We start from the raw sequence: 11,113 nt of genomic DNA, 5'->3' as shown, positions 1-11,113 counted from the left end.
CATAGAAGACATCCGCGCTCGTTTGCGGTGCATTAAGGATTTCTCGCAGGGCCTTCTGCGCCGGCGCGTGGATTCGAAATACCCTCAACTCCAGATCTTGCTCGTTTTCAGACATCGCTCCCGTCCTTCGCGGCTCGTGTAATTCGGCCCCAGGGTCGCTGGTCCACATCCGAAGGCAGGGTCGCTGGCCAACGACGGAATACCGAGCTGTCGATGTGGAGACAACGTTTCCGTAACTGAAGGCAAGCTGGGGAAACGCCTAGGATACCGGGACGTCATGGCTGCTAGAGTGGTGTATCTGTATCTACCAGGCCCCTCTCGATGCCGGCAGGAACCAGACAACCAGGCAATCCTCCTCCCTTCCGACGTCTACGGATCTATGCGTTCGATCCGTCGGCGTCGCTGGATATGCAGACCGCCGTGATTAACGAAGCGCGGGTGCAGCTTCCTTGGGAAGAGTTGGCTGAAGGCCCAAGCGGAGAATACGTCGAAGTCATCGACGTGGACCCGGCCAGCGGCGGCTTCTACCCGGCGGTGCAGCTCGATGAGGTGGCACTGCTGGTTCAGGACGGGCTTGCTCCTTCGGAGGGGAACCCTAAATTCCATCAGCAGATGGCTTACGCCGTCGCAATGATGACGATTCGGAATTTCGAACGCGCTCTTGGGCGAAAGGTGCTCTGGGCTCCTCGACCTTGGCGCTCGATCGGCAAAAGCGGCGAACGTTTTGTGGAGAAGCTTCGCATCTATCCTCACGCATTGCGCGAGGCAAACGCTTACTACAGCCCCTCCAAGGTCGCTTTGCTGTTCGGCTATTTTCGAGCTTCGACGCGAGACGCCGGCCGCAACCTTCCTGGTGGCGTCGTCTTCACCTGCCTCTCGCACGACGTGCTTGCCCACGAAACCGCCCACGCAATTCTCGATGGAATGCATCGACGGTTCATCGAAGCGAGCAACATTGATTCGCTGGCCTTCCATGAGGCGTTTGCTGACATCGTCGCATTGTTTCAGCACTTCACCTTGCCCGAATCCGTTCGACATCAGATTTCGCACTTGCGCGGCGACCTTGGCCAACGCTCGCTTCTGAGTGGGCTCGCGCGACAGTTTGGCGAAGCGATCGGGCGACACCATGCGCTCCGGGATGCGATCGACGAGGTGGATCCTGTCACCAATCTACCTGATCCAACGGCGCTCGATCGCACGACCGAACCTCACGAGAGGGGCGCTATTTTAGTGGCGGCTGTGTTCGACGCCTTCGTATCGATCTACAAGTCCCGCGTCGCTGATTTGCTCAGATTGACAACCGGCAACGCAGATCGGTTTCCTTCTTCCGACCTCCATCCCGATTTGGTCGGTCGGCTGACCGTCGAGGCCACGAAGTCGGCGGGGCATGTCCTGCGAATGTGTATCCGTGCGTTGGATTATCTTCCGCCTGTCGACGTCACTTTCGGCGACTACCTGCGCGCTATCATCACGGCCGACGCCGATCTAGTTGCTGACGACGTACGCGGATATCGGCTCGCCTTCATCGAGGCATTTCGCCGCCGCGGCATCTACCCTAAGGACATAAGGTCTTTGTCGGTTGAGAACCTGATCTGGGAGCCTCCCGAGGCGCCCATCAGCATTGGCTGGCTAACCAAGCAAGACTTTTCATATCGCGGGAAGCGGCGCGACATATTCCGGACAGAGGAGCTCAGGAAAAGGAATCTGGCGAACTGGCTCGTTTCGAATGCGGAGATATCGCATGAGGCAATCAGAGCCATGGGACTGTGGCTCCGGTCCAACGCGAAGGTTACGATCCGGCGCTCCAGAGAGTTGAAAGGACCGCGTTTCGAGGTCCAGTCCGTGCGTGTTGCCAATCGCGTGGGTCCCGATGGACAGCTTGAGCCCCAGATCATCATCGAGATAACCCAGGAACGCAGAGGCTATCGCACCGCGGAGCTCCAACAAGAGGTCGAGCGACAGGGGCGGATCCCGGGTGTGAGGGCGGACTTCACCTTTCGCGGCGGTGCCACGCTCATCGTCGATCTTCGGACACGCCAGGTCCGCTGCTGCATCGTCAAGGATATCGATAGCGATGCCCGGCTCGAGGCTCAACGAGCGTTTCAGTTCGGCGCACAGAGCGAATCGCTTGGCGCCACCTATTACGACGCCGCGGGCCGCCGCGAGCCCTTCGCTTTTCTCCACAGAATGCTGTGAGCACGATATGCGTGATCAAAATGTGCAATCATCGGCAGGGAATGTTGCAATTCGGATGTATCGCGACATCCTCGGAGACTGTTTCCTGTTGCGGCTCCCCCAAACTGAGGGTGCGTTCCATATCCTGATTGATTGCGGAATTCTGCAGGGAATGCCCGACGCCGCATCCCGGGCAAAGCGCATCATGAGCGACATCCGCAAACAAACCAATAGAATAGACGTTTTGATTGTCACCCACGAACACTGGGATCATCTATCTGGCTTCGAGCAGGCCGCAGAGGAGTTTGCATCGATTTCGGTGGGACAGCTTTGGCTCGCGTGGACCGAGGATCGTCGGGACGAACAAGCTCGACGCCTCCGCGAGGGGCGTGAGCAGGCTATGCGGGTGATCGATCGTAGCTTCAGCGCTCTCACAGCCCTCCTCGCCCCTGAATTCGATCCCGATGCTGCAGAGGAGGAAGAGTCTGAGCCCTCTTCTGCTTCGATGCCGCTGGATGGCCTCACGGGACTGATGGCGTTCGTCGGAGCTGACCAACCGGGTTACATGCTGCCTGCGGCAGAACGCACAACGTCGATCCTGGACCGATTGCGTGCCAAGGCCGAGACCGTAAAGTTTCTCTCCCCCGGCGGCGCCGTCATCCGCCCAATGGATAGTGACCAGCTTTCGGTTTATGTGCTGGGTCCACCACGCGATGAAAAGATGCTGAAGCGGAGTCGTCCCAGTAAACGGGGACGGGAAGTTTACGAGCTCGCCGGAGATGGTCCCGAGGTGGATATGTTCCTGGTGGCGGCGCTATCGCCGGTGGCGGGCGTCGACATGGCCCAATCAAAGCTTGGTATGCCGTTCGCAACGCGCGAACTTATCGCAAACGATGCGGTTGGTGCTCGAGCTGAAGGAATTCGTACATCTCGAGCGAAATACAACGATCCCGACGCGGAATGGCGACGTATTGATACGGACTGGCTGGGCGCCGCCGAAACCCTAGCCTTAAGACTCGATTCGGACACCAACAACACCAGTCTTGCCTTAGCCTTCGAACTTCGGGGCGGGAAGGTGCTGCTTTTCCCTGGTGACGCGCAGGTCGGTAGTTGGATGTCGTGGGGAGACTACGTGTGGCCTCCAGAGGCCGAACAGAGCGATCCAGGACGCGTGACCGCCGAAAAACTTCTCGCCCGAACAGTCGTTTACAAAGTAGGCCATCACGGCAGCCATAATGCCACGCTGCGTGAGCGCGGATTGGAGTTGATGAATCATCCCGGACTGGTCGCTTTTGTGCCGGTCGACGAGCGCTTCGCGCGGGACGTAAAGAAGTGGAATATGCCTTTTCCCTCATTGAACAAGCGACTTGAGCAAAAGACCGGCGGCCGCGTGATTCGTGGTGACAGGGATAGGGACTTTCTCGTCACGGAGGCTCGCCACCGATCAGGGAAGGCTGGAGAATTGTCGAGATCAGACTGGGACAGCTTCCTCGATGACGTTTTCGACATCGAAGATGAGGAGGGAAAGGTGGCGATCGAATATCGTCTGCGCATCTAACTTCGCCGACGGCCAAGGGAAGCCAACTCAACAACGCCGTTCCCGCCTGGCGCAAGCGGTAGCTGCGATCCGATCCGCCCCTTGGCGAGCAACCATGCCCGCCTGCCGCCTGCGGGCCTTAACTCAATCGAACAGATGCGATGCCTCCAAACAACCGCAAGTCGTCCGAGTTCGGGCGACGAAGCGGGACCTGGACGTTGCGGCCACTGGGGCATTCCCTAGGTTGTTCGAAGCGCGTTGTCTGGCCACAGATGAAGACAAAAGGGAAGGGATTCGCAGCCTTCGGCGGTGATCATGCTGCTGGGCACTCACGAAGGACGGAGAACATTCGTGCTCGATATGAAGATTCGTCTTGGCGGAAATTCGCTTGCCGTGCGCGTTCACCGAGGCAAGGGACCGGCCGTCCTGCTGATACACGGCAACTCCTCTTGCAAGGAAATCTTCCTTCACCAGGAAGCCTACCTGACGAGGCGCGGGCATACCGTCATCATCCCTGACCTCCCCGGCCATGGCAGCTCTTCGGATGCCGTCGCAGCCACGAGGACTTACAGCTTCCCGGGCTATGCCGCGGCTCTGAAGGGAGTGATGGACCACCTCGATATATCCAGCTTCCACGTGATCGGTTGGTCACTCGGCGGCCACATCGGCATCGAGATGTGGTCCCGCATGAGCGCCGTCCGCTCGCTTCTGATTTCGGGAACCCCGCCGATTCGGTTGAGTCCCGCCGGCGTCGCTGACGGCTTTCTCTCATCAAAGGTGATGGACCTCGCGGGCAAGCGCGATTTTACGCCTGCAGACGTCACGGCCTATGGTTCGGCCATGCTTGGCAAGCCCCTCGATCGACGTAGCCGCCTTGCGGCGATGATCGAGCGAACGGACGGCAGAGCCCGCTACTGGATGGTCCGCAATGGTCTGGCCGGACGGGGGCGGGACGAGATCGCGTCCGTCGCCAGATGCGCCAAGCCGCTGGCGATTATCCAAGGACGGCGCGATGTCTTCGTACGTATCGAACATATCCGTAAACTTACCTATAGACACCTCTGGTTGCGCAGACCAATATTGATGGAGGCTGGGCATGCGGCGCATTGGGAAAGCCCCGATGCATTCAATAGATGGATGGGAAGGTTTTTGAAATATGTAGACTAATTGCCGGGGAGCATGGGCGTTTAAGGGGGATGCCATATGGTCGCCAATGTAGATGATTTCATTGACGCTACTTTTCCGATTGTTTCAGACACCGAACTGCTCGACCTGTTTCTGAAAGCCGTCGAAGCGGAGGGCTATCAGAATGCCGTGTTCGCGAAAGCACGAAACAACCGTTTGCAGTCGATCCCTTGGGACCGCTTCCCGACGGGATATCTAGACACGTACAGGATACACGAATGGGATCGGATCGATCCGGTCGTGCAACAGATCCAGCATGCCAGACGTCCGTTCAGTTGGGACGATCTTTGCGCCCGGACAAATTTGGACCGCAAGCAGAAGATCTTCTTGCAGGAATGCAAGGAGCTCGGCGTCCATTCGGGCGTCACGATCCCGCTGCACGGACCGGGTGGAGATGTCGATCTGATCAGTCTTAGCTTGAGGGACCAGCGCAAGCCGAATCCAGATACGTTCGGACGAATTTATGGCGTGGCCGTGCAGTATCGACTCAAACTGGGAGAGTTGCAGGCAAAACCCGAGCCGCGCGCGCTGCACCTGACCGGACGAGAAGTCGAGTGCTTACGCTGGTGCAAGGAGGGAAAGACGAACTGGGAGATTGGCGAGATCATCGCGACTTCCGAAAAGACCGTCGAATTTCACCTGTCGAATGCGATCAGAAAATTGGGCGCCTGCAACCGTATCACGGCTGTCGTGATGGCGATTCAGAACGGAGTCATCTCGCTGTAGGCTCAGGCGGCCAACTCGGGCCGATTGGCTTCCTCGACCGCTACGGCCTCGACGGCGGCGACCAGTCGAGCCAAGCCCTCTCGGAAAAGAGAAAGATCGATATTCAAGGGTGCCAGGATTTTGACGACCTCGTCACGAGGTCCGCAGACCTCGAGCAGAAGACGTCGTTTGAACGCCTCATGTGAGATGGCCTGAGCAAGCTCAGGGGAAGAGCACTCGAATCCGGCCATCATAGCAAGGCCCTTCTTGCGCGTGATGATGCGCGGAAATCGAGCGCATAAGTCCGCCAGCGATTGATCGAGCATCCTCGAGCGGACGGCGATTCCGGCCACAAAGTCCGAATCCGACCACAGATCGATCGCCGCCCGCGCCGTGACGAATGCCAAGCTGTTGCCCCGGAACGTCCCGTTGTGTTCGCCAGGACGCCACGTGTCGATCGAGGGATCGATTAACAGCAGTGACATCGGCAAGCCACAGCCGCTAATGGACTTTGCAAGGCATACCATATCAGGTGCTATCGCAGCATCTTCGAAGCTGAAAAAACGGCCCGTGCGTCCGCAGCCGGCCTGTATGTCGTCGACGATCAGCATCGCCCCGATACGGGTGGCGACGTCGCGCAGGCGACGAAGCCAATCGCTCGATGCGACGTTCAATCCGCCCTCTCCCTGGACCGTCTCCACGATGATGGCGGCAACAGGATCTATTCCTCCGGACGGATCTTCGGCCATCGCCGCGAACCTTTCCAGGTCCGATTGGCCTGCCCCGTGATAGCCGTCGAAGGGAAGCCGCACCACGCCGTCCAGGCATCCCTGCAGACCCTCTCGCGCTCGGTTCGATCCGGTCGCCGATAGTGCTCCTAACGACATTCCGTGGAACGCGTTCGTGAAGGCGACGATGTTCGTTCGCCCGGTATGTTTGCGCGCCAATTTGAGAGCCGCCTCCACGGCATTGGCGCCCGTCGGACCGGTGAACTGCATGCGGTAGTTCAGGCCACGCGGCGACAACACAACATCGCGAAATGCGCGAATGAATGCCAATTTCGCGCCTGTATGAAGATCGAGCGCGCAGCCGATACCATCAGCGTGGAGATAGTCGAGCAAAGCCGATTTGATCTTCGGTTGGTTATGGCCATAGTTCAGAGACCCGCATCCTGCCAGGAAGTCGATGAATTCCATTCCTTGCGCATCCCAGACGAGCGATCCCTTCGCCGTCACGAATAGATTCGGGATCTGGCGACAATAGTAGCGGACCTCGGACTCCGAGTACGCGAAATCAGCGAGATGGTTCATTTTCCAGCCTTTCTGACTGTCGCCTCATCTTCTTGGCAGAGCTCATCCGCTGGGACGGCCGCGCTCCCGACACCGTCTTGCTTGGTTTCTTTCATCAGACTGCGACGCACGGCGCGGAGGTCTTCTGCGATTTTGGATAGACCGGTCCGATCGGCCACCGAACTCAAATACGTCACGGCGTCGGCCATCCTCCTCGCAACCTTGGCCGGAGCCGAATCGTCCTCTGGATTCTCCAATGTCATGCAGCTCTCCGGAACGGTGTAGGCGGATGTTCCTTCAAAACGGAGCCAGGGATGGCGTACTTCCGGCAAAAATACACCGGTCGAATGTGGGCGGTGGGAACGAAGAAGGCGCGTTCGACCTCGCCTTCGATGAGCGCTTCGTCGCCGAGCCACTCGATCCCTTCCCTGATGAAATGGGACAACAGATGCTGGCGCGTCACGCCGACCATGCCCGCGAAGCCGTTTGCTTGAAAGAATTCAGCTATCGCACTCAACAGCTCGGGAAACACCGTCCTGCGTACCTCGGGTGCCAGTGTCCGATCAACGCAAACCCTTGTCACCTCCCAAATCTCGGAGCTGTTGGGCAAGGCACCTGACTTCACCAGAAAAGGCCAGTAACGTGCCAGCATGTAAGGTCGATTGGTGACAAGCAACCTCGCCATGCCGCGGACCCGCCGCTCCCCGTCTCTCCAGACCAGGTAAAGAGCTGACGGCGTGTCGAATTCATCGAATTCGAGCTCGTCGAACGAGGAATGATCCAATCCGCGCTGTTTTACGAAGACATCGTATCTGAGCCTTGCCTGTGAAGCCAAGGCATCCTGGTAGAGATGGGCCGTCGCAAGCGAAAATGCCTCGATCATCGGTCTTTCGATCCTTCCGGCACCGGAAGGAAAACACCAGACCTCGATTCGACCTACTCGGAAGGTTCCTAGGTTCACGCGAAGCAAAGACCCTGTTCTGAGCCCACGGTCACATCAAGAGGCCTGCCTCCGACGTCGGTCTCGGTTTTTAAGCCATCCATTGTTTGACGCCGGACGGCTTTGCGGCGGTCGCCGACGTTTCGCAGACAAGGTCCGGGCTGCCGACACCAACCTGGTTCGAGCAACAACGATGACCGATGAGGTGATGAACCTTCGCGGGCCTAGCAAGGCATATGGCTTCATCACGTCGTTGAACGGTGCGCTGGTGACCCTGCCGCAGGGCACAAGTGTGTTACCCTGGGGTGGGTGATAACCTAATGATGACGGTAAACTGTCCGGAGCGTGTTCGCCGGTTGCTCCGTTTATCTGGATGCTGTTCGGGACGAGGGAATGCCCCGCGAACTGCCTTTGAAGCAAAGTCAGGCGGTGATGCTGCCGCTTGTGGCGGCATGCCAACTCCGCTGATGAGATCAACAGCTGCCGCAGCAGCGCGCGAATTCGACCGCAAGGAGCGTCAATCTTGTAAAAACGAGGATCCGTCGCTGGCTCTTCGTGACAAATTGCGCCAGCCGCGAGCCGTCGGCCTGGGGCGGGTAAGGCCTTGCAAACGCGCGGCGACATCACCCGGATCCCCCCCGGATCGCCTTCGTCATAAGGGCCATTAGCCATCAACAAAAAACATCAATCAAAGTCAACTGAATTTTTTCGTTTGACTAATTTTTTTCATAAATCGATAGTGCTCGAAGATCGATATCCCCATTCCTCGTCAATCAGCTTTTGCAGCCATCATGACCGTGCGTGAAACCATAAGGCGTGAAAGCGCGAATCTAACCGCCAGCGAGCGTAAGATCTCGAACGCAGTGCTCGCGGACTATCCATTCGGCGCTCTTCAAACCATCCAGGAACTGGCCGAGCGTACAGGCGTCAGTGCGCCCTCGATTACACGTTTCGTCACGAAGATAGGCTTCGCCGGCTATCAGGAGTTTCAGCGCCAATTGATAGCAGAATTGCGGGAAAGCCGACGCTCGCCGCTGGAGCTCAAGGCCACTGAAAAGCTCGGCAACCGTCGCGCTTTTCTGGCCGACTATGCGCGGCGGGCTTCCGAACGGATACATGAGATGAGCGCAAGCGTTCCGCAGGAACAATTCGATCGGATCCGAGAGCTCATCGCCGATCCTGCCCGAGCAGTTTTCGTGCTCGGCGGCCGCGTCAGTGACAGCATAGCTAGTTTCCTCTCCGTGCACCTCAAGCAGATTCGACCGAAGGTCTATCATCTTCCACCCAATCCAGAGCACTGGCCGGACCAGCTGCTGGCGATTCGCAGGCAAGATGTCCTGGTCCTGTTCGACTTTCGCCGGTATCAGCCCGACTTGCAGACCCTCGCCGATATCGTCGCAAAAGAATGCCGACCGTCGATTGTGCTGATCACCGACAAGTGGATGTCGCCAATTGCCCGCCACAGCGACCATGTCGTTGCCCTGCCCATCGAAATTGAAACAGCGTGGGACACGCTCGTCTGCGCACTCACCCTCGTCGAAGCCTTGATCGTCAAAGTATCGGAATCGAACTGGTCTACGACGAAGAAGCGGCTAGAGGCCTGGGACAAGCTTCGCCTGGTGCCACCGGGTCAGCCTTCGGAGGAAAAAAATGATCGCTGAGGAAATGCTGATTGCATGCTGCACGGATCTTGCCGGCAAGCTTCGCGGCAAGGCGTTTCCCGTGACGCAGCTCGACAAGCGCGCAAAGCGGGGCATTGGCTGGACGCCGACCAACGTCCAAATCACGTGTTTCGACACGATCGCCGAAAGTCCGTTTGGCTCGCTTGGTGACCTCGTCCTCATTCCCGACGAAACTGCGAGGGTGCGCGTACAATTAAGCGACGATTTGCCGGCAGAGCATTTCGCGCTCGGTGACATCCGCCACACTGATGGTCGGCCTTGGGAGTTCTGTACCCGTTCGATCCTCAGGACTGCTCTCGATCGCCTCGATCGGGTTACGGGGCTGACGCTATTGGGGGCCTTCGAACACGAATTCCAGTTCCGGAATGACGATTGCCGCATTGGCGAGGCGTACAGCGTCAACGGCTTCCGTGTCGAGCGACGCCTAGCCGAAGCGGTTGTGGCAGCCATGCGCGCGGCAGGCCTGGAGCCGGACACATTCATGAAAGAGTTTGGCGCCAACCAATATGAAGTCACGATGGGGCCGTCGCGCGGGATCGCCATAGCTGATCAATCCACGATCTTACGCGAGCTTGTGCGCCAGGTTGCCTACGCTTCTGGAAAGGAGGTTACGTTCACCCCCATCCGGGACCCGGCCGGCGTGGGCAATGGCGTTCACATTCATCTCAGCTTCCTCAATAGCGATAAGCCTGCGACCTGGGATCCGACCGGCAAACATGAGCTTTCCAAGACTGCTGGCCAATTCGTTGCTGGTATCCTCAAGTATCTCCCAGCGATCATCGCGATCACAGCGCCTAGTGTCATATCTTATCTGCGGCTCACACCGCATCGCTGGAGCGCGGCCTTCAACAATCTCGGCTTCCGCGACCGCGAGGCGTCGGTCCGCATCTGCCCCGTTTCTGATTTGAGTGATATTTCCAAAGCAGCTCAGTTCAATTTTGAGTTCCGCGCGGCCGACGCCACGGCGAGCCCGCACTTGCAACTCGCCGCCATCGTACACGCCGGGGTCCAGGGCGTTGAAGAAGAACTGCCGACGCCTGACGCCACCACCGAGGACCTCTCGCTTCTTGATCCATCGGCCTTGGCGGCGCGCGGATTCTGCCGCCTGCCAACATCGTTGCCCGAAGCCCTTGATCGCTTGCTGGCGAATCGCACGGTAACCGAGTGGTTTCCTGCCGGATTCACTGAGACCTACGTAAAGCACAAGAAGGGGGAGATGGCGTTCCTTGAGGGGAAAACGCAACAGGAGATCTGCAAACTGTATGAGCAGGTCTACTGAGGTCCGGTCGACGACGGGCTGCTGCGCCCGAATACAAACGCCCGCATCAGCCATTTTGTCAGGCTGGATAGATATATCGCCGCTTTGCATGGGAGCACCCAGACGGGATCGCACGACGTGAAAGTTGCAGCCGTTGTGGGAGCTCGCCTGATGGCGCACTGGCCCTCACCATCGAGACCATCAGGCGATGACCGGGAGGATGCCAGGGCCGAAGCACCGCATAGCTTTCCATGGGGGCGGCCGGCCGGTCGTCAGTACCTGCTCGGTCAAGTCCGCCGCGCATGACGGCCGGGACGCTTCCGGAAACTCCTGTCTCCCACC

The 11,113-nt window shown here is 58.5% G+C and carries 9 protein-coding genes; 6 read left to right on the top strand and 3 right to left on the bottom strand.

Annotation, left to right across the window (positions count from 1 at the left end; genetic code table 11):
* Positions 1 to 408: 408 nt before the first annotated feature.
* The 4 genes from ACVW1C_RS28395 to ACVW1C_RS28380 all read left to right on the top strand — a co-directional run bounded on the left by ACVW1C_RS28395 (position 409) and on the right by ACVW1C_RS28380 (position 5,623).
* Positions 409 to 2,196, top strand: a complete 1,788-nt coding sequence (locus ACVW1C_RS28395; protein ID WP_456761168.1) for a hypothetical protein — start codon at positions 409 to 411, stop codon at positions 2,194 to 2,196.
* Positions 2,197 to 2,203: 7 nt separating this feature from the next.
* The gene (locus ACVW1C_RS28390; protein WP_456761167.1) at positions 2,204 to 3,733 is read left to right on the top strand and encodes an MBL fold metallo-hydrolase; all 1,530 of its coding nucleotides are present in this window, start codon (positions 2,204 to 2,206) and stop codon (positions 3,731 to 3,733) included.
* A 339-nt stretch (positions 3,734 to 4,072) separates the two neighbouring features.
* Complete coding sequence (locus ACVW1C_RS28385; RefSeq protein WP_456763197.1) at positions 4,073 to 4,879, top strand: alpha/beta fold hydrolase; 807 nt, start codon at positions 4,073 to 4,075, stop codon at positions 4,877 to 4,879.
* A gap of 36 nt (positions 4,880 to 4,915) precedes the next feature.
* The gene (locus ACVW1C_RS28380; protein ID WP_456761166.1) at positions 4,916 to 5,623 is read left to right on the top strand and encodes a helix-turn-helix transcriptional regulator; all 708 of its coding nucleotides are present in this window, start codon (positions 4,916 to 4,918) and stop codon (positions 5,621 to 5,623) included.
* 2 nt (positions 5,624 to 5,625) lie between these two features.
* Here ACVW1C_RS28380 and ectB read toward each other — a convergent pair whose 3' ends face one another.
* Genes ectB through ACVW1C_RS28365 form a run of 3 tightly spaced genes read right to left on the bottom strand, consistent with a single transcriptional unit; the run spans position 5,626 to position 7,774 of the window.
* Complete coding sequence (ectB, locus tag ACVW1C_RS28375; RefSeq protein WP_456761165.1) at positions 5,626 to 6,912, bottom strand: diaminobutyrate--2-oxoglutarate transaminase; 1,287 nt, start codon at positions 6,910 to 6,912, stop codon at positions 5,626 to 5,628.
* Positions 6,909 to 7,154: a hypothetical protein gene (locus ACVW1C_RS28370; RefSeq protein ID WP_456761164.1), complete on the bottom strand. Its 246-nt coding sequence runs from the start codon at positions 7,152 to 7,154 to the stop codon at positions 6,909 to 6,911. Before ACVW1C_RS28370 ends, ectB begins: the two co-directional genes overlap by 4 nt.
* Complete coding sequence (locus tag ACVW1C_RS28365) at positions 7,151 to 7,774, bottom strand: acyl-homoserine-lactone synthase (protein WP_456761163.1); 624 nt, start codon at positions 7,772 to 7,774, stop codon at positions 7,151 to 7,153. The genes ACVW1C_RS28370 and ACVW1C_RS28365 overlap by 4 nt, the downstream gene beginning before the upstream one ends.
* An 848-nt stretch (positions 7,775 to 8,622) precedes the next feature.
* On the opposite strand from ACVW1C_RS28365, the gene ACVW1C_RS28360 reads away from it, so the two are divergent.
* Both ACVW1C_RS28360 and ACVW1C_RS28355 read left to right on the top strand, forming a co-directional pair.
* Positions 8,623 to 9,492 carry a MurR/RpiR family transcriptional regulator gene (locus tag ACVW1C_RS28360; protein WP_456761162.1) on the top strand — a complete coding sequence of 290 codons (870 nt, stop codon included), beginning with the start codon at positions 8,623 to 8,625 and terminating at the stop codon, positions 9,490 to 9,492.
* Complete coding sequence (locus tag ACVW1C_RS28355; protein WP_456761161.1) at positions 9,482 to 10,792, top strand: glutamine synthetase; 1,311 nt, start codon at positions 9,482 to 9,484, stop codon at positions 10,790 to 10,792. Before ACVW1C_RS28360 ends, ACVW1C_RS28355 begins: the two co-directional genes overlap by 11 nt.
* Positions 10,793 to 11,113: the final 321 nt, after the last annotated feature.

The organism is Bradyrhizobium sp. USDA 4011 (genome assembly GCF_054063415.1).
Note: the sequence above shows the minus strand (reverse complement) of the source record. Positions and strands in the feature narration are given on the sequence as shown.